Genomic DNA, 26,312 nt, shown 5'->3' with positions numbered 1-26,312 from the left:
TCAGCCGCGAGCTTTTTTGCTCGTCTGTAGGAACGACGTGAGTCGCGACCTGGGCCACGGATGCGACGCAAGCGTGTTCCGGTCGCGACTCACGTCGCTCCTACAACAATGCCGCCGGACGTCCCATTCCCTGTACGCCCGCGCAAAAATCACGCAAAAAAAAGCGGGTCCCGAAGGACCCGCACATCACCCACCCCTGAGTGTTCTTGAATCCCGGCCCGTGCCGGTTACTCCGGACGCACGTCCACGCGTACGCGGATACGGTCGCCCGGGTGGTAATTGGTGCGCGTGGTGTAGCGGCGCCCGGCGTATTCGTACGTCACGTCGTACGCGTCCACGCCCTGCCCGCCTGTGGCGTAGCCGCCGTAACTGCCGCCCGCCGGAACCGGATCGCAGACCCGCACCGTGCCGGTGCCGCCGCGCGTGCGCTGGTAGTTGTCGTAGACCTGCCGGCCCGCCGCGCCACCCACCATCGATCCAATGGCTGACGTCACGTAGCGGCCGCTGCCGCCGCCCACCTGGCTGCCGACCACGGCGCCGAGCACGCCGCCGATGACGGTCGCCATCGTGCGGCCGCCCTGGTTGCCGGCCTGGCTGCGGTACGGGTCGTTGTAGCGGTCGTCGCCGTAATAGCCGTCGCGGTAGGTGTCACCGCCCACGTAGCTGTCGCGGTAGTAGCAGCGCTGGTTGCCGGTACTGGACGCCTGGTAGCGGTCGAACACCGGGTCCACCCTGATCACTCGGGCGTAGTCGTACTGCCCATTGGACTGTCCATACCGGTCCGGCGTCGGATAGTTGCTTCCGTAGGTGTTGCCGTAGCCGTCATTGCCGCGCGGCTCGAGGTAGGTCTGGGCGGACGCCGCGCCACTGGTTGCGGCGAGCGAGAACGCCAGGCTGGCGGCGAGCAGTCGATTCATGGGCATGGCTCCTTGCACGGTGTCGGCAGAGGACCGGCATGGATGCAGCCGGCGGAAACGTAGGGCCATCCTCGGGGAACCCGCGGCAACCACCCCTGAATTTCGTGAAATCGGCGTGAATCGGTTTATCGGGGCGACAGGCGTGCCTGCAGCCAGACGACGACATCCTGCGCGACGCGTGCCGCGCAGTGCCCCAGCAGCGGGCCGACGTGGGTGCCGCGCCTGGGCGCCCCACGGCTCGACGTCCGGCCCGTCGCCGGGCGCAAGCGAATGCGCCCACGGCGCCGGTGGCAGCGGATTGACCAGCACGAGGGCATCGGCCCGTTCGCCGCACGCGGCCGCCAGCAATCCGCCGAGGCTGGCGCCGATGGCGACACGCGGCCCAGGGAGCATGGACAGCGCCTCCTCCACCTGGCGCTGGTAGTCATTCAATGCGGTCGTGGCAAGCCCCTGGTCGGCCGGCTGCAGGTCGATGGCATGGGCCGCGGCGCCATGCGCATCGAACACGTTCTTCCAGATCGCCCATTCCCAGCCGCCACCGCCGGCGCCGTGGATCATCAAGGCATTCATGCCACTTCGGCTTGGCGGCGCAGCGCCTCGGTCACCCCGCCAGCGTCGCCTGCAGGCTGATCGGCACCGCGCTGAGGGCCTTGGAGACCGGGCAGTTCTTCTTGGCGTCCTCGGCGATGGACTGGAACTTCGCATCGTCGATCCCCGGCACCTGCGCGTCCACCTTCAGGCGGATCTGCGAAAACGACGGGCCGTCGTCCATGGAAAGGTCGACATCGGCGCGCGTATCCAGCCGGGTCGGCGGATGGCCCGCCTCGGTGAGCTTGGCCGACAGCGCCATGGTGAAGCAGCCGGCGTGCGCGGCGGCAATGAGCTCCTCCGGGTTGGTGCCCTTCTCGTCGCCGAAACGGCTGTTGAAGGCGTAGCGCGTGTCCTCCATGAGGCCGCTCTGCGGGGTGCTCAGACGGCCCTGGCCGCTCTTGAGGTCGCCCTCCCAGTGGGCGGTGGCGTGGCGGGAAATGCCCATGTCGGACTCCGTTGCGTGAGGGGCGGCCAGCCTAGCGGCCGGCTCGTTAGCCCTGCGTGGCGCCGCGCCGCAATGCTGCTGCGCGCGGTTGTGCCGGATGGAGGCCGTTTGCGCCGCGGCGCGTCTTGACCCGCCCCCACCCCTGCGCGAGGCTTGCCGTCCCGGCGCACCGCGCCGGCGCCCCCGCCATGACCGCCCGCCCAGCGTCCGCTCGGGCGCGCCGCGCGGACAGCCATGACGGCCTTCCAACCCTTCGAAGGGAGAAGTCCGCTCATGTCCTACAGCACCCCCTCCATCCGCAACGTGGCCCTGGCAGGCCACCCCGCCGCCGGCAAAACCACGCTCTTCGAAGCCCTGCTGCAGGCCGGCGGCACGATACAGACGGCAGGCACGATCGAGCGCGGCAACACGGTGTCGGACTTCGACCCGATGGAACGCGAGCGCGGCCACTCGCTCGATGCCGCCATCGCCTCGATCGACCACAAGGCCGCTTCGGGCGAGGCCATCCACGTCAACCTGATCGACACCCCAGGCTACCCGGATTTCCGCGGCCCCGCGCTATCGGCGCTGGCGGCGGTGGAAACCGTGCTGATGGTCGTCGACGCCGACCAGGGCGTGGAATACGGCACCCGCCGGATGATGGAACACGCCCGCGCCCGCAAGCTGTGCCGCGCGGTGGTCATCAACAAGATCGACCACGACGGCGCCGACCCGGGACGCGTGCTGGACGAGCTGCGCGAGGCGTTCGGCAACGAATGCCTGCCGATCAACCTGCCCGCCGACGGCGGCAAGGCGGTCATCGACTGCTTCGGCAACAGCGACGGCGACAGCGACCTCGGCCCGGTGGCGGACTGGCACCAGAAGATCATCGACCAGGTGGTGGAGATCAACGAGTCGGTGATGGAGCACTACCTGGACCTGGGCGAGGACGGCCTGTCCGGGCAGGAGCTGCACGACGCGTTCGAGCAGTGCCTGCGCGAGGGCCACCTGGTCCCGGTGCTGTTCTGCTCGGCGCGCAGCGGCGCCGGCGTGCGCGAGTTGCTGGACGTCGCCGAACGCCTGTTCCCCCATCCGGGCGAGGCAAATCCGCCGCCCTTCGTGAAGGGCCGCGGCAGCGACGCGCAGCCGGTCGCCGCCACCCCCGACCCGTCGGCCCACGTGGTCGCCGACGTGTTCCGAATCGTCAACGACCCCTTCGTCGGCAAGCTCGGCGTGTTCCGCGTCTACCAGGGCACCGTGCGCAAGGACACGCAGCTGTTCGTCGACGACGGCAAGAAGCCGTTCAAGGTGGGCCACCTGTTCAAGCTCAAGGGCAAGGAACACGTCGAGGTCGAGCAGGCGGTGCCGGGTGACATCGCCGCGGTCGCCAAGGTCGAGGACCTGCACTTCGACGCGGTGCTGCACGACAGCCACGACGAGGACGAAATCCACCTGGCGCCGCTGGACTTCCCGAAACCGATGTTCGGCCTGGCGGTGGAGGCCGCCAGCAAGGGACAGGAGCAGAAACTGGCCACCGCCCTGCACAAGCTGTCGGAAGAGGACCCGTGTTTCGTCGTCGAGCACGAGTCCGAAACCAACGAGACCGTCGTGCGCGGCCTGTCGGACCTGCACCTGCGGGTCAACCTGGACCGGTTGAAGGAGCGCTACGGCGTGGACGTCACCTCGCGACCGCCGCGCATCGCCTATCGCGAGACCATCGGCGGCAAGGCCGAGGGCCACCACCGGCACAAGAAGCAGACCGGCGGCGCTGGACAGTTCGGCGAGGTGTTCCTGCGCGTGGAACCGCTGCCGCGCGGAACCGGGTTCGAGTTCGTCGACGAGGTAAAGGGCGGCACGATTCCCGGCCAGTTCCTGCCCGCGGTCGAGAAGGGCGTGCACCAGGCGATGAAATCCGGCGCGCTGGCCGGCTATCCGATGCAGGACCTGAAGGTCACCGTGTACGACGGCAAGCACCACCCGGTCGACAGCAAGGAGGTCGCGTTCGTCGCCGCGGGGAAGAAGGCGTTCCTCGACGCGGTCGCCAAGGCGCGGCCGCAGGTGCTCGAACCCATCGTCGACCTGGAGGTCAATGCGCCCGAGCAGCACATGGGCGACATCAGCGGCGGACTGGCCAGCAAGCGCGCCCGCATCAACGGCACGGACGCCGCGCGCGGTGGCGAGATCGTGGTCAAGGCGCAGGTGCCGCTGTCGGAACTGGAGGGCTACGCCGCCGAGCTGAAGTCGGTCACCGCCGGCCGCGGCCGCTACTCGCTCGACTTCAGCCACTACGAACCGGTGCCGCCGCAGGTGCAGCAGCGGTTGGTAGGCGAGTACAAGCCGCGGCATGACGAGGATTGAGGCACGAGAAGGACCGAAGCCCTCTGGACACCCCGAGGCAGTGCCAGTAGCCGTCATCCCGGCGAACGCCGGGATCCACCTTGACCTTTGCATGTCGTCATCGGTCCACGGCACGCAACGTCACTGGATTCCCGCGTTCGCTGGAATGACGAAGAAGGGGCAACCAACATGCGGAGCACCCGTTGTCCGGGTCCGACCGTACGGACGGAAACCGCATGAGCCTGCTCGCGCCCGCCCAGGCCGCGTTGCTCGCCGACGCCCTGCTCGCCCTGCACGTGGGCATCGTCGCCTTCGTCGTGCTGGGCGAAGCCCTGTTCCTGGTCGGTGGGCGGCTGGGCTGGTGGTGGGTGCGGAACCTCGCGCTGCGGGTAACGCACCTGGTTCTGATGGTGGTCATCGCGCTGCAGGCGTGGCTGGGCGCGCTCTGCCCGCTGACGGTGTGGGAACAGGCGCTGCGGCGCCACGCCGGCCAGCCGGCCTACCGCGAATCGTTCATCGAGTACTGGCTGTCGCGCGTGCTGTATTTCGACCTGCCATGGTGGGTGTTCGTGGCGGCATACACGGCGTTTGCCGCACTGGTGCTGATGACGTGGCGGTGGGTGCCGCCACGGCCACGGCGGGCGTAGGATGGGCATTGCGATGGACACCAGCATCCCCGAATACCGCACGGCATTCCGGTCGCTATGCACCACGCGGCGCGTATCGCACGCCTGCAACCCGGGAGCGCCTGCCTAGATGCGCAAGGCCCGCACCCTCGATGAAGCCCGGCGTCTGGAAGACATGCCGAACGTCGGCCATGCCATCGCCGACGACCTGCGTGCGCTCGGGCTGGAGCGACCGGCCCAACTGCGCGGACAGGACCCGGTCGCGCTCTACCTGCAGCTGTGCAGGGAGACGGGACGCCGCCACGACCCCTGCGTGCTGGACACGTTCATGGCCGTGATCGAGTTCGCCGACTACGACGACACGCGTCCGTGGTGGGCGCATACGGCCAAACGACAGGCCGGCTGGGCCGACGTGGAAGCGCGCCTGCCACCCGGTTTGCGCAAGCTGTAAGCGGCAGCGGCGACTAGCCTTCCGGCGGCGCCGGCAGGTCGTCGAGTTCGACCGGACGTGGCATCAGCTGTGCGCGGATCGCGCCGTCGGGATGGCCCAGCGTGGTGACCTGCACGTAGGCCTCGCCAGCACGCACGCGGCCCGCATCGTCGTCGGACAGGTCCACCGTGGTGTCGATGCGGCCGTCGGCGCCGGTCGCAGGCAGCGGCAGGTCGGACACCTTGCGGCCGTTCTCGCTGGCCGTGCCCACGTGCAGCGCCGCGCCCGTAGCGTCCTCACCCAGTCCCGCATAGCCCATCTGCAGGGTCAGCGTACCGTCGTCGTCGAGCATCGCGCGGACCTCGCCGGTCGCCGGTGACTCGGTCGACGACACCACGTTGCCGCCCGCGAGCTGGCCCTGCAGCGAGACGTCCGCCGCGAAGGCGGGCGCGACACACGCCAGCAGCGCCAGCGACAACCAGGTACGGGGACGATTCGGGGTCATGGCGGTGCTCCGGTCAGGGGACCCGCACGCTATCGGCGCGTGGCGTGTCGCCGCGTGAACACGCGTGCCTTGACGGTGCAATGCAGCAACGCCACCTACGCTGCATCCATGCCCGCCGATACCCCGAAGCCCGCCCCCGCCCCGCCGCCGCCGCGCCGCGACTACGCACCCGCGGCGCGGCGCCTCATGTCGACCGTACTGGTGTTCGGCCTGCTGGCCATTGCGGCCTACTGGGCCTGGCACCAGCCCTTCATGGCCCGTGCGAGGACGCTGTGGGAACTGTCCCGGATCCCGCCGCCGAACGAACTGCCGGTACCGGTGGAGGGTGTCGCGGCCAACCGTATCGCCGACACGTTCGGCGCGCCGCGCGGCGCGGACCGCGAACACCACGGCGTCGACATCTTCGCGACGCGCGGAACAGCGGTGACCAGCGCGACGCGCGGCGTGGTCGCCTCGATCCGCGAAACTGGCCTGGGCGGCCGCCAGGTCTGGGTCGTCGGCCCCGGCAACGAGCGCCACTACTACGCCCACCTCGACGACTGGGCACCCGGCCTGGCCGAAGGCGACGTCGTCGGCCCCGGAGACGCCCTGGGCGAAACAGGCGACACCGGCAACGCCCTCGGTACGCCACCCCACCTCCACTACGGCATCTATGGCGCCAGCGGCCCGGTCGATCCCCTGCCCCGGCTGCGGGCCTTCGAAGAGAACTCATTCGACCCGCCGCGCGACGACTGAAACCGGTTTGCGCCGTATGGGCGGCATGGACGGCATGCGTGTTGGGGCGATTGCGGCGTAGCATCGACGTCCCGTAGGCGGATCCCGACTCATGCCCAGCAGCAGCAACAGCCCTCTCCGTACGTGCCTGCCCTGTCTGAGTGCATTGCTCGTGGCTTCCGCGCTACTGGCCTGCACACGCGATGCCGGCGCACCCCTCGCGGAAGGCGCGGAAGCGGCTGTTTCCCATGATGCCGGGGCGACGGCGCCCGCTACCCCTGGGCATAGGACCGCATCACCCGCAGCGGGCAAGAACCGAGCCGCACTGGCCGAGCGCCGGCGTTCCGAAATGCGCGCGTCGGTCAGCGTCGTACACCAGTACCTCCAGCGCGTGTCCAAACGTGAATTCGAACAGGCCGACGAACTTTGGGCCTACCGCCGCAGCCCCACAGCGGGTGAAGAATCCGGCCTGCGGTCGCTGGGCGACGTGCGCGTGATGCGTATCGACAACGATCCGCCTGTGCCGATGGACGAGGAACCCATCCCGACGGCGGTCGAAGTCCCGGTGCGGCTGCTCGCTACCTTCCCGGACAACCGCCAAGCACGGTTCTCCGGCTACTACCGCGTACGTCGCAACCCAGTCGAAGGCCGCTGGGAGCTGATCGGAGCATCCCTGCAGCCGGTCCTGCGCTGAAGCGCTAACCGGCCATTCACCGCCGCCGGCTAATGTGGCGGCCCGCCCCCGCAGGACATCGCCGATGCACATCGCCATGCCGTCCCGTTTCCGCCTGTCCACCACTGCGGCGCGTGCTGCGCTTCTGGGCGTGTTCGCGCTGGTACTCGCCGCGTGCTCCACGCTGGGCGCGGTGGGCGCGCTACTCGGCAACCAGGTGAACTTCACGCAGCCGCAGTTGCAGTCCTCGCTGGACCGCAACTTCCCCAAGGAATACGACAAGCTGGGCGGACTGGTGTCGCTGACGCTGATGAACCCGCGGCTGTCGATCCCGCAGGGCAGCAACCGGCTGCGGATGGACTTCGATGTCGAGCTGGGCGCGCTGGGCAGCGACAGTTCGCAGGCACGCGGCCGCTTCGCCCTGACCAGTGCGCTGCGCTGGGACCCGAACACGCGCGGCCTGCACCTGCAGGACCCGGCCATCGAATCGGTGGACGTCCCGGCCCTGGGCGGGATGATGAACACCACCTCGCGCCAGCTTCTCAACAGCTGGCTGGCGGACTACGCACGCGATGAACCGGTGTACCGTTTCGACAACAGCCTGCTGGACCGTATCGGCGCGCGCCGCATCGGCTCGACCGAGATCGAGAACGGCCAGGTCGTGGTCAACCTGGGCAACTGAACGACTCCAATGCAAAAAGCCGCACTACCACTCGCCGTCCTGATGACCGCCCTCGCGTTGACTGCATGCGGCGGCGATGACGACGCCACGCCGCGCACCGCCGACGGGCGCACCGCCGAAGAACTTCCCGCACCCGAGCGCACCGGCGGCAGCATCACGGGCATGCCCGATGCGCGGCCCGGACAGTCGCTCGGCGATTCACCGATGGACGCCGACGACGCCTTGGCCGCCCTGCCGCCGGACACCGCGATCGACAGCGACGGCAACGTGATCCTGCCCGACGGCTCGATGGTCGACGGGGACATGTCGGTGCCGGGCAACCCGGGCACGGCCGGTGCCGGCGTCGATGGCATGAATGCCGCCGGCGAGGCGGAAGCCGCATCGCCCGCCCCGGCGCCGGCTGGCCCCGGTCCGTCGGAAGCGGTTGCGCTGGTGCGTACGTACTTCAACGCCCTCAACGGCGGCCGGTTCGAGGTCGCCCATGCGCTGTGGGCCGACGCCGGTCGCGCCAGTGGCCAATCGCCCGCGCAGTTCGCCGACAGCTTCAGCGGCACGTCGGGCCTGGACGTGGACGTGCTGGAACCGGGTCGGGTCGATCCCTCTGCCGGCTCGCGCTACATCGAAGTGCCGGTGGCCTACACCGCGACCGCAGCCGACGGCACGCAGCGGCGCTTCGTCGGCGCCTACACGCTTCGCCACTCGGTGGTGGACGGCACCGGCCCCGAAGCCGGGCAATGGCGCATCGCATCGGCGGACCTGCGCGAAGTCCAGCCCTGATGCGGCGACTCGCGGTCGATGACCCGCGGCCGCGCGTGGTGCTGGACACCAATGCGTGGCTGGACCTGCTGCACTACCGCGACCCGCGCGGGCAGGCGCTGGCCGACGCACTGGCCGCTGGCGAGATGGTCGCGATCACCCATGTCGAGTGCCACGCCGAGTGGCAGCGCGTACTGGGTTACCGCCAGCTCAAACTGGATGCCGAGGCCAAGGCGGCGCTGGACGCCGGACACGACACACTGGCCCACCACTGGAGCGGCGCACTGCCGAACTCCGACGACGGCCCTGTGCTGCCGCGTTGCGACGACCCCGACGACCAGAAATTCATCGAACTGGCGGCCGCCTGTGGCGCGAAGTGGCTGGTCAGCCGGGATCGTGCCGTGCTGGCGCTGGGGACGCGCACGGCACGCGCGGGGCTGTTCTGGATACTGACGCCCGAGCAGTGGGGCGTGGCGCACGCGCCGGGTTGAACGCGGCACGTGTTGTTGTCATCCCGGCGAAAGCCGGGATCCATCCTGCCGGTCGAGACGCTAGGCAACGGCCAGCACGCCCGTCCACTGTCCTGTATCCACCGCCGATGCTGGTTACGCGATGCGAATCAAGATGGATCCCGGCGTTCGCCGGGATGACGGGATGCCTGCATGAAGGATCGAACGTCCCGGCGACGGCTACCGCTCAGATCTCGAACCGGTACGACAACTTCACCAGCAGCTGCTCGTTGTCGCGCAGGTCGAACGCATCGCCCAGTTGGCCGAATGCGTCGCGCCCCTCCAGCCGCTGGACGCCATCCAGGTCCTCGTTGAAGAACTCGCCGCCTCGCACGTAGGCGATGTAGAGGTACGACAACGGCGCCAGCTCGTAGCGGTAGCGCACCTGGAACGCCAGGTTGCTCAGCGAGAAGTCCGGGATCGCCTCGTCCACGGCCACTGGCGTGCCGTCGTCGGCCACCCGGTAGGCCTGGCGCGCATGCGCGTCGAGCCCGATCGACTCCAACCGCACCCGAAGCTCCTGCCTCGCGTCGACCAGCCACGTGCTGCCCAGCGACAGGAACACCTGGTCGGACCGGTACGTGCCCACCAGGTTGTCACCACGCCACAGCAACCAGTCCGGGTTGTGCGACAGCTGGGTGCCGCCGAAGAAACTCAGGCGGTCGTTCACCTGGTACGCCGGCTCGACGTACAGCTGCACCTGGCCCTCGTCCATGCCACCCAGGCCTTCCGCCGCATAGCGCGCTTCGCCATAGATCGACCATGGACTGCCGCCCTGCCGCGGGCGGAAGCGTTCGTAGTACAGGTAAAGCTTGCCTGGCACGTCGACCGCGCCGTTGCCGCGCGTCACCAGGTCGTCGTGTCCAGACGTGAAGGCCGCGATCTCGAAGAAGTCGTTGCCGCCGTCGCGGCGCTCGCCCTGCCGGTTGAGCGAGGCGGCGTCGGCGATGTGCAGGCCGTTGTCGTTGGTCCTGCGCGACACCGCGCCGCGCCAGAAGTGCGAGGCGTACGCGGAGGTCTCGGGCAGGTCGGTGATGCGCCGGCCCAGCTCGTAGCGCAGGTAGTTGAAGTTGTTGCGTTCCAGGTAGCCAAAATCGTTGAGCTGCAGGTCGTCGCCCAGGTGCAGCGCGTAGAGCTGCTGGCGCCACTGGTTGCCCAGGTCGTGGTCGACCATGACCTGGGCGCCGGTGTCGTCGGTGCGCTGCCCGTCCTGGTCGACCTGCGATCCGGCCACCGCCGTACGCACCGACAGCCGGTCGCTGGGTCGCCACTGGTGGTCGACCTCGAACACGTTGGCCTCGCGGCCCAGGAACGGCCGCTCCACGCGCGTGGCCATCGCGCCCAGGCCGTGGCGATCGAAGTCGCGGGTGACGCGCGCGGCGAAGAAATCGCGCCCGGCGTCGCCGTCCTCGCTGGCGGCGAACACGCCGTAATTCAGCCCCAGCCCGCTGCCGTTGAGCTTGACCGCGGCAGCCACGTCCGACGCGCCGCTGCCGTCGTCGGCTTCCGCGCCGACGCGGCGCGTGTACAGCAGGCGGCTGTTGTTGTTGAGCGAGCCGAACGGCACGTCGAAGAAGCCCTGGTTCTCGGTGAAGAACGGCCGGCGGTCGCTGAAGAAGGTTTCCACCGCGCCGAAGTTCACCACCAGCTCGTCGCTTTCGACCTGGCCGAAGTCCGGGTTGAGCGTCGCGCTGAGCTGGAACTGGCCGTTGGGCTTCCAGAACAGGTCGGCGCCGGCATCGAACTCGCTGTCACCGCCGACGTTGTCGTACAGGCCCACGACATACGGCGTGACCGCCAGCAGCGACTGGCTGTAGGCCGGGATCTGGATGCGCTCGAACACGCTCAGAAAGCGCGGTTCCTGGAAGCTGACGGCCGGCCACGACGCGCGCTCGCCGGTGGAGCCGATCACCCGGTCCAATGACAGCCCGACCGTGCGGGTATCGCCCTGCGCCTCGCGCATGGTGGCGATGTGCCACGGCAGCAGGATCTCCGCCGACCAGCCGGCCTCGTCCTCGGTCACGGCATGGCGCCAGTCACCGTCCCAGTCGTCGTTAAACTGGTTCTCGTTGGTGACCGTTGTGTCGATGATCCCGCCGCCCAGCGTCAGCGTGAAGTTGTAGCCGGTGCGGCCCTCGCCATCGAAGTCGACGTAGACGTTGACGCGGTCGAGCGGGCCGCCGGCGTCGCGCTGGGTCAGCTGGCGCGTGCGCGGGTACCGGTCGGCCTGCAGGTTGCGGAAGGCGATCGCCAGGCCCTCGGACGTGGCGAGCACCCAGGCCTCGGTCGGCTGCGGCGCGGGTTCGCGCGACAGCGGCTGGGTCAGGCGGAAGTCGGTGATATGGCGGGCACCGGCCCACTCGTCGGCACCGATCACGCCGTCGACCTCGACGGCATGGGCGGCAGGCATCGCCAGGGCGGCGAGGATGGCGATCGTCAGGGGGGCACGCATGGACTCTCTCGGCGGCTCACGCCCGCGCCAAACCGGGCGGACGCTGCGGGTGGGCCCGCATCAGTGGCGCGCAGCGTAGGGGTCCGGCCGGCGCATGCCGACTGGCGGAAGTCATGGCAACCGTCTGGCGCCCCGCGGCATCCGTCGCGGGCGGACGCTACTGCATGTGCCAGCCGTGGCTGACCACGATGCTCTGGCCGGTCAGCGCGGCGGTCGGGAACTCGGCCAGGAAGCGCACGGTGCGTGCGACGTCCTGCAGTGTGGTGAACTCGCCATCGACCGTGTTGCCCAGCATCACGCGGCTGACGACCTCCTCCTCGCTGATGCCCAGTTCGCGTGCCTGCTCGGGGATCTGCCGGTCCACCAGCGGCGTGCGCACGAACCCCGGGCACACCACGTGGCTGCGCACGCCGCGCTTGCCGCCTTCCTTCGCCAGCGCACGCGACAGGCCCAGCAGGCCGTGCTTGGCGGTGACGTAGGCCGACTTCAGCGGCGAGGCCAGGTGCGAGTGCACCGAGCCCATGTAGATGACCGTGCCGCCGCCCGCGCCGTACATGTGCGGCAGCGCCGCGCGCGTGGTCAGGAACGCACCGTCCAAGTGGATGGCGAGCATCCGCTTCCAGTCGGCGTAGCTGAACTCCTCGATCGGGTTGACGATCTGGATGCCGGCGTTCGACACCAGGATGTCGAGCCCACCGAAGTGGTCGGCCACCCGGGCGACGCCGGCGTTGACCGCGGCCTCGTCGGTGACGTCCATCGCCAGGCCCAGCGCGCGGCCGCCGGCGGCTTGGATGTCGGCTGCGACCGCCTGCGCGCCCTCGGCATTGAGGTCGGCGATCGCAACGGCCGCGCCGCCGCGCGCCAGTTCATGCGCGATCTCGCGGCCGATGCCGCTGGCCGCGCCGGTGACGATGGCGACCTTGCCCTGCAGGGGGCCGTGGGTGGGGTTCATGCCGGGTTCCCGTGTTCGACGATGCCGCCGATGGTAGCGGGCGCGGATGGCGCATCGAAGGCGCCGGGCACCGGACGTTCGTCCAATGGTCGCCGCGCGACGACGCCGCGCGCCCCGCGGCAACACCTGTAGGGAGCGGCTTCAGCCGCGAGCCGTTGCCTTGGCCTCTTTGTAGGAGCGACGTAAGTCGCGACCCGCGAGGCCACATGCAGGTGCGCGGTCGCGACTTACGTCGCTCCTACAAAGGATTCCGAGGTTATCCCGACCGAACCGATCGCGGCTGAAGCCGCTCCTACAACGGCATCCAGGGCCGGCTCACCCCTTCGCCTTGCGCTTGGGCTGCAGCATCGTGCCGGTGCACGTCTTCGCACCGCAGCGGCAGGCCCAGATCTTCTTCAGCCGCGCGGTGTGCGGCTCGTCCAGGGTGATGCCGTAGTTGTACGACAGCTCCTCGCCCGGCTTGATGGCGCGGATGGCTTCAATGAACACGCGGTCGCGGCGGCGGTCGTCGCCATCGGCCTCCTCCAGCACCGCCTCGCAGTTGGGCGCGCAGCTGTGGTTGATCCAGCGCGCGGTGCCGCCCTCGTAGTTGGCGTCGATCACGTACTCGTCGTTGAGCGTGAAGAGGAACGTGTGGCCCGAATCGGCGTCGCCCGTGTCGCCGGCATCCACCTCGGCATGGCTGCGGCGGCGGCCCTTGTACTCGACGATGCGCTCGCCCTTGGCGATTGGCTGAAGGGCGAATACCCCGTTGCCATGGATGGCGGAGCGACGGGCGACGATCTTGCGCGGCATGCGGTGGTCCGGGTTCGACGGGAGCGGCATTCTCGCCCGGATGCGCAACAACCGCCACGGCGTGGCCGGTCCAACGCGCCGCGTGCGTTGAAGCGTGATCCCCACCACGCGCACGCCGCCATGTCGAACCGCCCTGCCCCACGCCCCCTCGCGCACCTGGCGTGCTTCGCCCTCCTGCTGCTGGCGGCCGGATGCGACCGCGACGCGCCTGCGGCGAGCACGGCCGCCGCATCGCCGGCAGCGCAGGACACGCAGGCGGACCTCATCGCCCGCGGTGAATACCTGGTCCGCGTCACGGGCTGCAACGACTGCCACACGCCCGGCTACGCCGAGCAGCAGGGCAACGTCGACCAGGCGCTGTGGCTGACCGGCTCACCACTGGGCTACCGCGGCCCTTGGGGCACGACGTACGCCACCAACCTGCGCCTGAGGCTGGCCGACATGGACGAGGCGCAGTGGCTGGCCTTCAGCGGCAGCCTGCGCACGCGGCCGATCATGCCGGACTTCGCCCTGCGCGCCATGAGCGAAGACGACCGCCGCGCGATGTTCCACTTCATCAAGTCGCTGGGCCCCGGCGGCGAGCCCGCCCCGGCCTACCTGCCGCCCGGCCAGGCGCCGCAGCCGCCCTATTTCGAGCTGGTGGTGCCGACCGGTGCGCCGGCCACCGTTGGTGCGCCCTGAGCTGGACCCGTGGCACCCGTCGATGACCCTGTAGGAGCGGCCTCAGCCGCGATCGCGGAGAACCACACCCTGTAGGAGCGATGTGAGTCGCGACCGGCAGTCGGCGCGCTCGGTGGGTCGCGACTTACGTCGCTCCTACAAGGGACTGCGATGCCCCGACACACCCGGCATCCCGGGGTCCAATCGCGGCTGAAGCCGCTCCTACAAAGGAAGCACGCCCGGCTTGGCCTGCCGGCCGCCAATCCGTACAATAACGGTCCTGATTCGTCGCACCCCCACCGCGACCGCCCGGACCCGTCCGATGCTCCGCGTCACCAAACTCACCGACTACGCCACCGTCGTGCTGACGGTGCTGGCCGCCGACCCCGACCGCGTGCTCAGCGCCACCGAGCTGGCCGAGCGTGCGGGACTGGAAACGCCGACCGTCGCCAAGCTGCTCAAGCCGCTCGCGCAGGCGGGACTGGTCGAAGGTTTCCGCGGCGCCAACGGCGGCTACCGGCTGGCGCGTCCGGCCGATGCTATCGGGCTGATCGAGGTGGTCGAGGCGATGGAAGGCCCGCTCGGGATGACCGAGTGCAGCATCCACGCCGGCCATTGCACGATCGAGGACCACTGCGGCGTGCGCGCCAACTGGCGCCGTATCAACGACGTGGTGGTGCAGGCGCTGCGCAGCGTGACGCTGGCGCAGATGCAGGCACCACCCGCCGCGGCCGCGAGCCCGCCCCCATCCGACGCGAAGCGCATCCACCTGCGCCTAGCCAATACCTAGACAGTAGGCAGCCCCCATGGCCACCGACATCATCGCCCCCCCGGCCCCGGAAGCCGAGCGCAACCGCGAGATCCACGCGCAGTTGGGCCGCAAGTACGACGCCGGCTTCATCACCGACATCGAGTCCGACAGCCTGCCCCCGGGCCTGGACGAGGACATCGTGCGCGCGCTCTCGGCCAAGAAGGACGAGCCCGAGTGGATGACGCAGTGGCGGCTTGAGGCATACCGCCACTGGCTGACCATGCCGATGCCCGAGTGGGCCAAGCTCAAGATCGCTGCGATCGACTTCCAGGCGCTGAGCTACTACAGCGCGCCCAAGGGCCCGAAGTACGCCTCGCTGGACGAGGTGCCGCAGGAGCTGCTCGACACCTACGACAAGCTGGGCGTGCCGCTGCACGAGCGCGCGCGCCTGGCCGGCGTCGCGGTGGACGCAGTGTTCGACTCGGTGTCGGTCGGCACCACCTTCCGCAAGGAGCTGGCCGAGAAGGGCGTGATCTTCTGCTCGATGTCCGAGGCCATCCGCGAGTACCCCGACCTGGTGCGCCAGTACCTGGGCAGCGTGGTGCCGGTGGGCGACAACTTCTTCGCCGCGCTCAATTCGGCGGTGTTCTCCGACGGCAGCTTCGTGTTCATCCCCAAGGGCGTGCGCTGCCCGATGGAGCTGAGCACCTACTTCCGCATCAACGCCGGCCACACCGGCCAGTTCGAGCGCACGCTGATCATTTGCGAGGACCAGGCGTACGTGTCCTACCTGGAAGGCTGCACCGCGCCGATGCGCGACGAGAACCAGCTGCACGCGGCCGTCGTCGAACTGGTCGCCCTGGAAGACGCCGAGATCAAGTACTCCACCGTGCAGAACTGGTACCCGGGCGACGAGGAAGGCCGCGGCGGCATCTACAATTTCGTGACCAAGCGCGCCGAGTGCCGCGGCGCGCGCAGCAAGGTGACGTGGACGCAGGTCGAGACCGGCTCGGCGATCACCTGGAAGTACCCGTCGTGCGTGCTGCTGGGCGACGACTCGGTCGGCGAATTCCATTCGGTGGCCCTCACCCACCACCGCCAGCAGGCCGATACCGGCACCAAGATGATCCACGTCGGCAAACGCACCAAGAGCAAGATCGTCAGCAAGGGCATCAGCGCCGGCCGCGGGCAGAACACCTACCGCGGCCTGGTGAAAGTGGAGCGCAGCGCGGAAGGCGCGCGCAACCACACCCAGTGCGACAGCCTGCTGATCGGCAAGAAGTGCGGCGCGCACACCTTCCCGTACATCGAGGTCAAGCACCCCTCCGCCACCGTCGAACACGAAGCGACGACGTCGAAGATCAGCGACGACCAGCTGTTCTATTGCCGCTCGCGCGGCATCGGCGAGGAGGACGCGGTGTCGATGATCGTCGACGGCTTCTGCAAGAGCGTCTTCCGCGAGCTTCCGATGGAGTTCGCGGTGGAAGCCAAGAAGCTGCTGGACGTGAGCCTGGAAGGCAGCGTCGGCTGATTGACCCTTTTTTTGTAGGAGCGGCTTCAGCCGCGAACGGCAACCGGACCGCGCGCCCAGTTCCAGATCGCGGCTGAAGCCGCTCCTACAGCACCCCATTCCCCGCGCATGCGGGAATCGAGACAAACGACATGCTCAAGATCGAAAACCTCCACGCCTCCGTCGGCGGACGCGAAATCCTCAAGGGCCTCACGCTGGAGCTGCAGCCCGGCCAGGTCCACGCGGTGATGGGCCCCAACGGCGCAGGCAAGTCCACGCTGGGCAACATCATTGCCGGTCGCGAGGGCTACGAGATCACCGAGGGATCGGTGACGTTCGAGGGCCGCGACCTGCTTGAACTCGAGCCCGAGGAGCGCGCCGCAGCGGGCGTGTTCCTGGCGTTCCAGTACCCGGTCGAGATCCCCGGCGTGAACAACACCTACTTCCTGCGCGCCGCGCTCAACGCCCAGCGCAAGGTGCGCGGCGAGGAGGAGCTGGACTCGATGCAGTTCCTCAAGCGCGTGCGCGAGAAGCTGGCGGTGCTGCACCTGAAGGACGAACTGCTGCACCGCGGCGTCAACGAGGGGTTCTCGGGCGGCGAGAAGAAGCGCAACGAGATCTTCCAGCTGGCGCTGCTCGAGCCGAAGCTGGCGATCCTCGACGAAACCGACTCGGGGCTGGACATCGACGCGCTCAAGACCGTCGCCGAGGGTGTCAACGCGCTGCGCTCGCCGGACCGTGCGTTCCTGGTGATCACCCACTACCAGCGCCTGCTCGACTACATCAAGCCCGACGTGGTGCACGTGCTTGCCGACGGCCGCATCGTCGAAACCGGCGGGCCGGAGCTGGCGCTGGAGCTGGAGCAGCATGGCTACGCGTGGCTGAAGGACCGCGTCGCACCGGAGGCGTCGGTGTGAGCACCCTGCTCGACTCGTTCACCAGCACGCTCGACACGCTGGCCGCGCGCGACGCCGCGGGCCTGGGCGAGAGCCGCCGCGCTGCGATGCAGGCCGCGGCCGACGCCGGACTGCCGCACGCCCGCGTGGAAGCGTGGAAGTACACCCCGTTGCGCTCGCTGGAACGCCGCGCGTTTGCGGCACCGGCCGCCGCCGCACCCAACTTCGATGCCGGCCTGCTCGCGGATGTCCCCGCGCCGCGCATGGTCTTCGTCAATGGCCGCTTCGACAATGCGCACAGCGATCTGTCCGGGCTGCCCGGCGGTATCGACGTGCAGCCGCTGTCGGCGGTGCTGCAGGGCGCCGACCCACGCGATGCCAACTTCCTCGCGCGCCGCTTCGAACGGAGCGACGAGGTGTTCGCGCGGGTCAATGCGGCGCTGGCCGACGAGGGCCTCGTGGTCCGTGTCGACGCCGGCATCCGGGTCGAGGCACCGCTGCATGTCGTCGTCATCGGCGCCGCGGCCGGCACCGACCTGGCCTGGCACCTGCGCCACTTCGTCGAGCTGCGTGAAGGCGCCTCGCTGACGCTGGTCGAGCACCACCTCGCCGACGGCGCGCACCGCCACCTGGGCAACGCGCTGGCGCACGTGCACGTGGCGCGCGGCGCGACGCTTCTGCATGCGCGCGTACAGGACGACTCGACCGGTGCCACCTCGTTCACCCGCACCGACGCGGTACTGGCGGCCGATGCCGACTATCGCCGGCTGGACCTGGAGCTGGGCGCGGCGCTGTCGAGGCACGAACTCAACGTCGCGCTGCACGGCGACGGCGCGCGCCTGCACGCCAACGGCGTGCTGCTGGCTGACGGACGCCGCCACCTCGATACCCGCCTGGGCATCGACCACGTGGGACGTGACTCGTCATGCGAGCTCACCTGGCGCGGCCTGGGTGCAGGTCGCTCGCGCGCAGTGTTCCACGGCGGCATCCAGATCCGCGAAGGCGCCGACGGCACCTCCGCCATGTTGTCGAACAAGAACCTGCTGCTGAGCGAAGGCGCGGAGATCGACAGCCAGCCGGTGCTCGAAATCCACGCCGACGAAGTGCAGGCCGCGCATGGCGCGACCGTCGGCCAGCTGGACCCGACGGCAATGTTCTACCTGCGCTCGCGCGGCCTGACCGCCGAGACGGCGCGCTCGCTGCTGACCGCGGCGTTCTGCCGGGAGACGCTGGCGGTGGTCGAGGATGCGGCGCTGCGCGAGCTGTTGGCCAAGCGGTTGGATGCGGCGCTGGAGCGGCTGGAGGCGGTATGAACACGGCAAAAGCACCCCTCCCCAACCCTCCCCTGCAAGCAGGAGAGGGAGCACAGGCGATCGACTGGTCCGCCGTGCGCACCGACTTCCCGCTGCTCAGGCGCGAAGTCCACGGCAAGCCGCTGATCTACCTGGACTCGGCCAACACCGGCCAGAAGCCGGTGGCGGTGATCGATGCGGTCGACGACTTCTTCCGCAACCACAACGCCAACGTCAGCCGCGCCGTGCACGCACTGGGCACGGAGGCGACGGAAGCCTACGAGGCTGCGCGTGGCAAGCTGGCCCGCTTCCTGAACGTGCGCGGCGACGAGCTGGTGCTGTGCAGCGGCACCACCTTTGCGCTGAACCTGGTGGCGTACTCGTGGGCGTTGCCGCGGTTGAAGGCCGGCGATGCCATCGTGCTGACGCGCATGGAGCACCACGCCAACATCGTGCCGTGGCAGCTGGTGGCCGAGCGCACCGGCGCGACGATCGAGGTCGCCAATATCACGGACGACGGCGCGCTGGACCTGGAGCATCTGTATTCGCTGCTCACCCCCGAGGTAAAGCTGCTCGGCGTCACCCACGTCTCCAACGTCCTGGGGACCGTCAACCCGGTGCGCGAGGTCTGCCGTGAGGCCCGCAAGCGCGGCATCGTCACCGTGATCGACGGCTCGCAGGCCGCCCCGCACCGCCCGCTGGACGTGGCCGCGATCGGCTGCGACTTCTACGCGATCACCGGCCACAAGATGGCCGGGCCGACCGGCACCGGCGTGCTGTGGGCGCGCCGCGAACACCTCGCCGATATGCCGCCGTTCCTGGGCGGTGGCGAGATGATCAAGGAAGTGCGCTTCGACGGCACCGTGTACGCCGACGCACCGCACAAGTTCGAGGCCGGCACGCCCAACATCGCCGGGTTCGTCGGGCTGGGCGCCGCGGTCGATTACCTGACCGGCATCGGCATGGCCACGATCGACGCGCGCGAGCAGGCGCTGCTGGCGCACGCCACGCAGGCGCTCTCGGAGGTCCCGGGGCTGCGCATCTTCGGCACCGCGCGGGAGAAAGCCGCGGTCATCAGTTTCCTGGTCGAAGGCGCGCACGCGCACGACCTGGCCACGCTGCTGGACCTGGAAGGGGTCGCCATCCGCTCCGGCCACCACTGCGCACACCCGCTGATGCAGCACTTCGGGGTGCCCGCCACATGCCGCGCGTCGCTCGCGTTCTACAACACGTTCGAGGAGATCGACGCGTTCGTGGCCGCGCTTCTCAAGGTGCGGAAGCTGCTTCTGTAGGAGCGGCTTCAGCCGCGATCTTTTCCATCCTTCCACCTGACATCGCGGCTGAAGCCGCTCCTGCAGATGCTTCCACTAAAGTTCCGCACCGCCACCGAAGCCGACATCCCCGCGCTCGTCGCGCTGGTGACGTCCGCCTACCGCGGCGATGCCAGCCGCGTGGGCTGGACCACCGAGGCGGACCTTCTCGATGGCCAGCGCATCGACCCGGAGGTGCTGCGCCAGGACATCCTGCGGCCGCGATCGACGGTGCTGATCGCCGAGCGCGGCGGAAGCGATCCGAAGGCCGGCGAGCTGGTCGCCTGCGCGCACGTGGCCACCGACGGCGACGCCGGCTACTTCGGCATGTTCTCGGTGCGGCCCCACATCCAGGGCGGCGGGCTGGGCAAGGCGGTACTGGCAGAGGCCGAGCGCATCGTCCGCGACGACTGGCGGCTGCCCGTGATGCGGATGACGGTGATCGACGTGCGCGATGAGCTGATCGGTTTCTACGAACGCCGCGGCTACCGTCGCACGGGCACCTTCAAGCCATTCCCCTATGGCGATGCGCGATTCGGCATCCCGCTGCGCGACGACCTGCGCTTCGAAGTACTGGAAAAGGCCCTCTAGCGGGTTCCATCCTGTTGCGCTTGCGGCCGACCATTCGTATCCCGCCCTTCCGAACCCATCAGGACCGACCATGACCGACTGGATTCGCGTCTGCGCCACCGCCGAGCTGCTGCCCGGGGAGACCACCGTTGCCTGGGACGGCGACACGCCAATCCTGGTGGTCAATTACGACGGCGACTTCTACGCGCTGGAGGACCGTTGCTCGCACGAGGACTTCGAGCTGTCGGCCGGCACCTTCGACGGCGACGACGCCACTGTCGAGTGCACGCTGCATGGCGCGAAGTTCGACGTGCGCGATGGGCGTGCGCTGTGCGCGCCCGCCTATGCCCCGGTGCCCCGGTTCCCCGTGAAGGTCGAGGATGGCGCCGTGTGGACGCGGGACGACCGCGGCTGAGTTCGTCGCGTCGGCAGTTGTTGTTGCAAATGGGAATGTGTCGCATTTAGAATTTCCCGGCTGGCGCAGTGACGCGCCGTGTCCATTTCAGGGAATTCCATGACCACCCCCCGTCTTGCCTTCTCGCCCCTCGCGGGCGCGCTCCTGCTCGCCCTCTCCCAGCCTGCCTTTGCCGAGACCCCGTCGAGTGAAACCACCGGCGCGCTGGCACTGGCGGCCACCGACATCGACACCGTGGAGGTCCACGGCCACCGCGTGCACGCACCGCAGTCGCCGAAGATCACCCAGCCCCAGGTCGACATCCCGCGGACGGTGACGGTCCTGCCCGACGACGTGCTGCGCGCGCAGGGCGTGACCACGCTGCGCGACGCGCTGCGCAACGTGCCCGGCATCAGCATGCAGGCCGGTGAGGGCGGCGTCCCGGCCGGCGACAACCTAACGCTGCGCGGCTTCTCGGCGCGCACCGACCTGTTCGTGGACGGCGTGCGCGACATCGGCGGCTACTCGCGCGACCCCTTCAATATCGAGCAGGTCGAGGTCGCCAAGGGTCCGGCATCCACGATGACCGGCCGCGGCTCGACCGGCGGGTCGATCAACCTCGCCAGCAAGAGCGCACGCATGGACGCCTTCGGCCAAGCCAGCGCCAGCGTCGGCGACAACGGCCTGCTGCGCGGCACCGCGGATTTCAACCAGCCGCTGGGCGACGGCAACGCGCTTCGCGTCAACCTGATGGCCCACCAGTCCGAGATCAACGGCCGCGATGCCGTCGAGAACGACCGCTGGGGCGTGGCACCGACGATGTCCTTCGGGCTGGGCGGCGACACGGTCACGACATTGAGCCTGTTCCACCTCGAGCAGGACAACGTGCCCGACTACGGCCAGCCCTGGGTGCCGGCCACCAACAACGTGCTGGTCGAAAGCCGCGACGGCCGTGCGCCCGTGGACCGCGCCAACTTCTACGGCCTGCTGGACCGGGACTACGAGGACACCACGACCGACATGGCGACGGTGACCGTCGACCACGTGATCAATGACTCAGTGTCACTGCGCAACCTGACGCGCTGGGGCCGCTCCAGCCGCGACTCGATCATCACCGCGCCGCGCTTCCTGTCGGACGATTCGACGCAACTGCGCCGCACCGCCAAGACCCGCGACAGCGAGGACACCATCTTCCTCAACGCTACCGACCTGCGCGCGGAGTTCGACGCCGCGGGCGTTTCCCATGCGATGGTCGCGGGCGTCGAAGTGGCCCGCGAAACGTCCGGGAACCGCTACCGCGCGGCGACCGAGGGCGACCTGGCCGACCTGTTCAACCCGGACTTCAACGCGCCGTACACCGGCGAGGTCACCCGCGACCCGAGCCGCGACACCGAAGTCGATGCCGACTCCGTCGCCGCCTACCTGTTCGACACGGTCACGCTGTCGCCGCGCTGGGAGCTCTCCGGCGGGCTGCGCTGGGACCGGCTCGAGGTCGACACCGGCACCTTCGCCCGCGACGACGACATGCTCAGCGGACAGGCGGCGGCGGTGTTCAAACCGGCCGAGAACGGCAGCATCTACGTCGGCTACGGGACCTCGTTCAACCCGTCGGCCGAGGGCCTGAGCCTCAACGCCGATACCGTCCAGCTCGACCCCGAGGAAAGCCGCACGCTCGAGCTGGGTACCAAGTGGGAGCTGGCCGGGGACCGCCTGCTGCTGAGCGCAGCGCTGTTCCGGACGGAGAAGACCAACGCCCGCACCGAGGACGCCGACGAAATCGTCGTGCTGCAGGGCGAGCAGCGCGTCGACGGCTTCGAGGTCGGCCTGGCCGGCAGCATCACCGACGCGTGGACGGTGTACGGCGGGTACACCCACCTGGACAGCGAGGTGGTCGAATCGCTCGACCCGGCCGAGGTCGGCAACAGCCTCGGCAACACGCCGCGCCACAGCGCCAGCCTGTGGTCCAGCCACAGCCTCTCGGGCGCGTGGGAGGTCGGCTTCGGCGTGCAGCACGTCGGCGCACGTTTCAGCAACACGTCCAACACGCGACAGGCCAAGGCCTACACGCTGTACGACGCGATGGTGTCCTGGCGCGCCTCCGATGCGCTGGTGCTCCGCCTCAACGGCCAGAACCTCAGCGACAAGGACTACGTCGACCAGGTCGGTGGCGGGCATTACGTGCCGGGTGCCGGTCGTACGTTCATGCTGACGGCCGACGTATCGTTCTGATCGACACCCCATCCGCCTGACCGCAGGCACGGCCCGCCCCACATGGCGGGCCGTTTCCACGACCGGAGCCTTGCCATGCTGCTGCAGATCCCCGACGTCCTCGATGCATCGCAGGTGGCGCAGTGCCTCCAGGCACTGGCGAGTGCGGACTGGGCCGATGGCCGCGCCACCGCGGGCTACCAGTCGGCGCAGGCCAAGGACAACGCACAACTGCCGGAAGACTCGCCGGTCGCCCGCCAGCTGGGCGACGTCATCCTGGCGGCTTTGCAGCGCTCGCCGCTGTTCATGTCCGCCGCGCTTCCGCTGAAGGTGTTTCCGCCGTTGTTCAACCGGTATGCCGGCGGGCAGTCGTTCGGCAGCCACGTCGACAACGCGATCCGCACGATCCGCGGGACGCCACACCGCGTGCGCACGGACCTGTCGGCCACGCTGTTCCTGAGTGCCCCCGGCGATTACGACGGCGGCGAGCTGGTCATCGAGGACACCTACGGCACGCACGCGGTCAAGCTGCCGGCCGGGCACATGGTGCTGTACCCCGCTAGCAGCCTGCACCTGGTGCGACCGGTCACGCGGGGCGCGCGCGTAGCTTCGTTCTTCTGGATCCAGTCGATGGTGCGCGACGACGGCCAGCGCACGCTGCTCTACGACCTGGACCGCGCGGTGCAGGAAGTGCACCGCGACCTGCCGCAGTCCGCCGCCGCGGTGGGCCTGACGGGCGTCTACCACAACCTCCTTCGACGTTGGGCGGACGCCGGCTGAGGCCGCTCCACCCCGGACATCCGCGCATGACCTTCCGCAATGCCGTCTTCCAACTCCACTGGTTCTTCGGCATCACCGCCGGCATCGTGCTCGCACTGGTGGGCGTGACCGGAGCGATGCTCAGCTTCGAGGACGACCTACTCAAGGCGCTCAATCCCGGCGTGATGACGGTGGAGCTGCGCAGCGACCGGCTGTCGCCGCAGGCACTGGTGGCACGCGTGCAGGCGCAACGGGCCGATGCCGCGATCGCATCGCTCGAACTGTCGGCCGCCCCTGACGCGCCGGCCGTGGTCGGCTTCGCGCCGCCCGAAGGCGAGCGCCGCGGCGAACGCCGCAACGTCGACCCCTACACCGGCGACCTGCTGCCCAAGCCGCGCTACGAGGGGTTCTTCCGCACCACCATGCAGTTGCATCGTTGGCTGGTGATGGACGACGTCGGCAAGCAGATCGTCGGTGCCTCGACGGTCATCCTGATCTTCTTCTGCATTTCGGGCCTCTACCTGCGCTGGCCGCGCCGCTGGGGCAGCCTGCGCACGTGGCTGGCGCTGGACTGGCGGCAGAAGGGCCGCAACTTCCTGTGGCACCTGCACTCGGTCGTCGGCACCTGGGTGCTGCTGGCGTACCTGGTGATGTCGCTGACGGGACTATGGTGGTCGTACGACTGGTACCGCGAAGCGGTGAACCGCTGGGCCGAATCGGGCGCGCCGGTCGAAGCCCCCGTTGAGGACGTCGTCGCGGACCGCGGCACGCCGCCGCCGCTGGATATCGATGCGGCGTGGCAGGCATTCGAAGCGAGCGCGCCGGCCTGGAGCACCGCCACGCTGGGCTGGCCCAAGGACGGCGGTGCAGTGGAGTTCCGCTACCTGGATGCCGACCCGGCGCACGAGCGCGCGCGCAACACGCTTGAACTGGACCCGTGGACGCTCGAACCGGTCGCGCATGAGCGCTACGACGACCGCGGCTGGCGGCAGAAGATCGGCGGCAGCATGTTCGCCCTGCACCGCGGCAGTTTCTTCGGCACCGCGGGCGTGGTGGTGTTCATGCTGGCCAGCCTGCTGATGCCGCTGTTCGCGATCACCGGCTGGATGCTCTACCTGCAGCGGCGGCGAGGCACGCGGGCGGCGCATGCACTCGCGCGCGAGGTGCAGGCCACGCCACCGGCCGCCGTGGCCGCCGCCGGCGATCCCGTGCTGGTCGTGCACGCCAGCCAGACCGGTACGGCCGAGGGCTACGCGTGGAAGACGGCCTCGGCGCTGCGCGAGGGTGGCCTCGCGGCCGACGTGCGCGCACTGGGCACGCTGGCGCCGGAAGACCTGGCCGCGAATGCACGCATGCTGTTCGTCGTGTCCACGTTCGGCGACGGCGAAGCGCCCGACAGCGCGCGCGCCTTCGCACGCCGGCTGCATGGCTTCGAGGGACGGCTGGGCGGGTTGAGCTACGGCATCCTCGCGTTCGGCGACACCAGTTACGGCGACCACTACTGCGGCTTCGGGCGCGAGCTCGACCGGCGCCTCCAGCATGTCGGCGCCCACCCGCTGTTCGACCGGGTCGAGGTCGACGGCGGGGACCCCGCCGCCCTGCGGCACTGGCAGCACCACATCGGGCAGCTCAGTGGCGTCACTGAACTTCCCGACTGGCAACCGCCCGAGTACGGCCGCTGGCGGCTGGCCGAGCAGCGCCTGCTCAACCCGGGCAGCCCGGGTGGCCCCGCATTCCACATCGCGCTGGTGCCCGAAGCGCCGGCCGACCTGCAATGGCAGGCGGGCGACATCGCCGAAGTCGGCCCGCGCCATGCCGCCGCAGACGTGGAGGCGTGGCTCGCGGCGGCCGGGCTGGATGGCTCGACGGGTGTCACTGTCGATGGCAAAGCCGAGACGCTGGCCGACGTGCTGGCGCGGTCGCATCTGCCGGATCCCGACGCGGCTCGCGGATCGCCCACCCAGGCACTGGCCGAGTCGCTGGCGCCGCTGCCCCATCGCGAGTACTCGATCGCCTCGCTCCCGTCGGACGGCAGCCTGCAGTTGCTGGTGCGGCGCATGGCGCGGCCCGATGGCCAACCGGGGCTGGGCAGCGGCTGGCTGACCGCCGGCGCGACGATCGGCGACTGCATCGACCTGCGCGTCCGCCGCAACCCCGGCTTCCATCCGCCGGCCCATGACGTCCCTCTGCTGCTGATCGGCAACGGCACCGGCCTGGCCGGCCTGCGCGCGGTGCTGAAAGCCCGCATCGCGGCCGGACACCATCGCAACTGGCTGCTGTTCGGCGAACGCACCGCAGCGCACGACGCCTTCCACGCCGGCGAGCTTGAGACCTGGCTCCGCGAGGGCCGGCTGCAACGGCTGGACCGCGTGTTCTCGCGTGACCAGCCGACGCGTCGTTATGTGCAGCATGCCGTGGCAGACGCGGCTGACGAGGTCGGTCGCTGGATCGCGGATGGCGCGGCCGTCTACGTCTGCGGCAGCCTGGAGGGCATGGCGCCGTCGGTGGACGAGGCGCTGGCCTCGATCATCGGCCGGGAGACGCTCGACAGAATGGCGGCCGAAGGGCGCTACCGGCGCGACGTGTACTGAGTCGGCCG

At 69.5% G+C, this 26,312-nt stretch carries 25 protein-coding genes and 1 pseudogene; 19 read left to right on the top strand and 7 right to left on the bottom strand.

From position 1 onward, the window contains the following. Positions 1-227: 227 nt before the first annotated feature. The 3 genes and pseudogenes from K6753_RS14840 to K6753_RS08145 form a co-directional block, all read right to left on the bottom strand. Positions 228-917, bottom strand: a complete 690-nt coding sequence (locus K6753_RS14840) for a glycine zipper 2TM domain-containing protein (RefSeq protein ID WP_425492095.1) — start codon at positions 915-917, stop codon at positions 228-230. Positions 918-1,067: 150 nt separating this feature from the next. Beyond that, positions 1,068-1,475 (bottom strand): annotated as a pseudogene (locus K6753_RS14835) (alpha/beta fold hydrolase); the annotation flags it as partial. 43 nt (positions 1,476-1,518) lie between these two features. Beyond that, the gene (locus tag K6753_RS08145) at positions 1,519-1,953 is read right to left on the bottom strand and encodes an OsmC family protein (RefSeq protein WP_223675955.1); all 435 of its coding nucleotides are present in this window, start codon (positions 1,951-1,953) and stop codon (positions 1,519-1,521) included. Between the two features lie 273 nt (positions 1,954-2,226). On the opposite strand from K6753_RS08145, the gene fusA reads away from it, so the two are divergent. The 3 genes from fusA (at position 2,227) to K6753_RS08130 (ending at position 5,346) form a co-directional block, all read left to right on the top strand. Then, on the top strand, positions 2,227-4,290 hold the full coding sequence (gene fusA, locus K6753_RS08140) for an elongation factor G (protein WP_223675954.1): 2,064 nt from the start codon (positions 2,227-2,229) through the stop codon (positions 4,288-4,290). Between the two features lie 215 nt (positions 4,291-4,505). Then, the gene (locus tag K6753_RS08135; RefSeq protein WP_223675953.1) at positions 4,506-4,916 is read left to right on the top strand and encodes a DUF2784 domain-containing protein; all 411 of its coding nucleotides are present in this window, start codon (positions 4,506-4,508) and stop codon (positions 4,914-4,916) included. Positions 4,917-5,025: 109 nt separating this feature from the next. Then, positions 5,026-5,346 (top strand): helix-hairpin-helix domain-containing protein, encoded by a 321-nt coding sequence (locus tag K6753_RS08130; protein WP_223675952.1) that lies wholly within the window; start codon positions 5,026-5,028, stop codon positions 5,344-5,346. A 13-nt stretch (positions 5,347-5,359) separates the two neighbouring features. On the opposite strand, the gene K6753_RS08125 is transcribed toward K6753_RS08130, so the two are convergent. Further along, entirely contained in the window at positions 5,360-5,830 is a 471-nt protein-coding gene (locus K6753_RS08125; protein ID WP_223675951.1) for a CHRD domain-containing protein, read from the bottom strand. Between the two features lie 108 nt (positions 5,831-5,938). Between K6753_RS08125 and K6753_RS08120 the strand changes: the two genes are divergently transcribed. The 5 genes from K6753_RS08120 to K6753_RS08100 all read left to right on the top strand — a co-directional run bounded on the left by K6753_RS08120 (position 5,939) and on the right by K6753_RS08100 (position 9,146). Continuing rightward, positions 5,939-6,565: a M23 family metallopeptidase gene (locus K6753_RS08120; RefSeq protein WP_425492094.1), complete on the top strand. Its 627-nt coding sequence runs from the start codon at positions 5,939-5,941 to the stop codon at positions 6,563-6,565. Positions 6,566-6,893: 328 nt separating this feature from the next. Beyond that, positions 6,894-7,238, top strand: a complete 345-nt coding sequence (locus K6753_RS08115; protein WP_223675950.1) for a hypothetical protein — start codon at positions 6,894-6,896, stop codon at positions 7,236-7,238. Positions 7,239-7,302: 64 nt separating this feature from the next. After that, positions 7,303-7,899 (top strand): DUF1439 domain-containing protein, encoded by a 597-nt coding sequence (locus tag K6753_RS08110; protein ID WP_223675949.1) that lies wholly within the window; start codon positions 7,303-7,305, stop codon positions 7,897-7,899. Between the two features lie 42 nt (positions 7,900-7,941). Further along, complete coding sequence (locus K6753_RS08105) at positions 7,942-8,676, top strand: hypothetical protein (protein ID WP_223675948.1); 735 nt, start codon at positions 7,942-7,944, stop codon at positions 8,674-8,676. Continuing rightward, the gene (locus K6753_RS08100; RefSeq protein ID WP_223675947.1) at positions 8,676-9,146 is read left to right on the top strand and encodes a putative toxin-antitoxin system toxin component, PIN family; all 471 of its coding nucleotides are present in this window, start codon (positions 8,676-8,678) and stop codon (positions 9,144-9,146) included. The genes K6753_RS08105 and K6753_RS08100 overlap by 1 nt, the downstream gene beginning before the upstream one ends. A gap of 205 nt (positions 9,147-9,351) precedes the next feature. Here K6753_RS08100 and K6753_RS08095 read toward each other — a convergent pair whose 3' ends face one another. From K6753_RS08095 to K6753_RS08085, 3 genes are all read right to left on the bottom strand, one after another. Continuing rightward, positions 9,352-11,616, bottom strand: a complete 2,265-nt coding sequence (locus K6753_RS08095; protein WP_223675946.1) for a DUF5916 domain-containing protein — start codon at positions 11,614-11,616, stop codon at positions 9,352-9,354. A 157-nt stretch (positions 11,617-11,773) separates the two neighbouring features. Then, positions 11,774-12,568 (bottom strand): 3-hydroxybutyrate dehydrogenase, encoded by a 795-nt coding sequence (locus K6753_RS08090; protein ID WP_223675945.1) that lies wholly within the window; start codon positions 12,566-12,568, stop codon positions 11,774-11,776. 315 nt (positions 12,569-12,883) lie between these two features. Further along, positions 12,884-13,363 carry an SET domain-containing protein gene (locus K6753_RS08085; protein WP_223675944.1) on the bottom strand — a complete coding sequence of 160 codons (480 nt, stop codon included), beginning with the start codon at positions 13,361-13,363 and terminating at the stop codon, positions 12,884-12,886. Positions 13,364-13,483: 120 nt separating this feature from the next. On the opposite strand from K6753_RS08085, the gene K6753_RS08080 reads away from it, so the two are divergent. From K6753_RS08080 to K6753_RS08030, 11 genes are all read left to right on the top strand, one after another. Then, positions 13,484-14,044 (top strand): c-type cytochrome, encoded by a 561-nt coding sequence (locus K6753_RS08080; protein WP_223675943.1) that lies wholly within the window; start codon positions 13,484-13,486, stop codon positions 14,042-14,044. A 301-nt stretch (positions 14,045-14,345) separates the two neighbouring features. Beyond that, positions 14,346-14,813 carry an SUF system Fe-S cluster assembly regulator gene (locus K6753_RS08075; protein WP_223675942.1) on the top strand — a complete coding sequence of 156 codons (468 nt, stop codon included), beginning with the start codon at positions 14,346-14,348 and terminating at the stop codon, positions 14,811-14,813. A 16-nt stretch (positions 14,814-14,829) separates the two neighbouring features. After that, complete coding sequence (sufB, locus tag K6753_RS08070; protein WP_223675941.1) at positions 14,830-16,305, top strand: Fe-S cluster assembly protein SufB; 1,476 nt, start codon at positions 14,830-14,832, stop codon at positions 16,303-16,305. 131 nt (positions 16,306-16,436) lie between these two features. Continuing rightward, positions 16,437-17,201: a Fe-S cluster assembly ATPase SufC gene (sufC, locus tag K6753_RS08065; RefSeq protein WP_223675940.1), complete on the top strand. Its 765-nt coding sequence runs from the start codon at positions 16,437-16,439 to the stop codon at positions 17,199-17,201. Continuing rightward, on the top strand, positions 17,198-18,493 hold the full coding sequence (sufD, locus tag K6753_RS08060) for a Fe-S cluster assembly protein SufD (protein ID WP_425492086.1): 1,296 nt from the start codon (positions 17,198-17,200) through the stop codon (positions 18,491-18,493). Before sufC ends, sufD begins: the two co-directional genes overlap by 4 nt. Next, on the top strand, positions 18,490-19,764 hold the full coding sequence (locus K6753_RS08055) for a cysteine desulfurase (RefSeq protein ID WP_223675939.1): 1,275 nt from the start codon (positions 18,490-18,492) through the stop codon (positions 19,762-19,764). The genes sufD and K6753_RS08055 overlap by 4 nt, the downstream gene beginning before the upstream one ends. A gap of 66 nt (positions 19,765-19,830) precedes the next feature. After that, positions 19,831-20,373 carry a GNAT family N-acetyltransferase gene (locus K6753_RS08050; RefSeq protein WP_223675938.1) on the top strand — a complete coding sequence of 181 codons (543 nt, stop codon included), beginning with the start codon at positions 19,831-19,833 and terminating at the stop codon, positions 20,371-20,373. A 70-nt stretch (positions 20,374-20,443) separates the two neighbouring features. Further along, entirely contained in the window at positions 20,444-20,767 is a 324-nt protein-coding gene (locus K6753_RS08045) for a non-heme iron oxygenase ferredoxin subunit (protein ID WP_223675937.1), read from the top strand. A 99-nt stretch (positions 20,768-20,866) separates the two neighbouring features. After that, positions 20,867-22,975 carry a TonB-dependent receptor gene (locus K6753_RS08040; RefSeq protein WP_223675936.1) on the top strand — a complete coding sequence of 703 codons (2,109 nt, stop codon included), beginning with the start codon at positions 20,867-20,869 and terminating at the stop codon, positions 22,973-22,975. A gap of 75 nt (positions 22,976-23,050) precedes the next feature. After that, a complete protein-coding gene (locus K6753_RS08035; RefSeq protein ID WP_223675935.1) occupies positions 23,051-23,734 on the top strand; it encodes a Fe2+-dependent dioxygenase in 684 nt (227 codons plus the stop codon). 26 nt (positions 23,735-23,760) lie between these two features. After that, complete coding sequence (locus K6753_RS08030; RefSeq protein ID WP_223675934.1) at positions 23,761-26,304, top strand: PepSY domain-containing protein; 2,544 nt, start codon at positions 23,761-23,763, stop codon at positions 26,302-26,304. Positions 26,305-26,312 lie beyond the last annotated feature (8 nt).

The organism is Novilysobacter selenitireducens (assembly GCF_020026895.1).
Lineage (GTDB): Bacteria > Pseudomonadota > Gammaproteobacteria > Xanthomonadales > Xanthomonadaceae > Lysobacter_C > Lysobacter_C selenitireducens.
The sequence above is the reverse complement of the archived record's forward strand: the minus strand, read 5'-3'. Positions and strand labels throughout refer to the sequence as shown.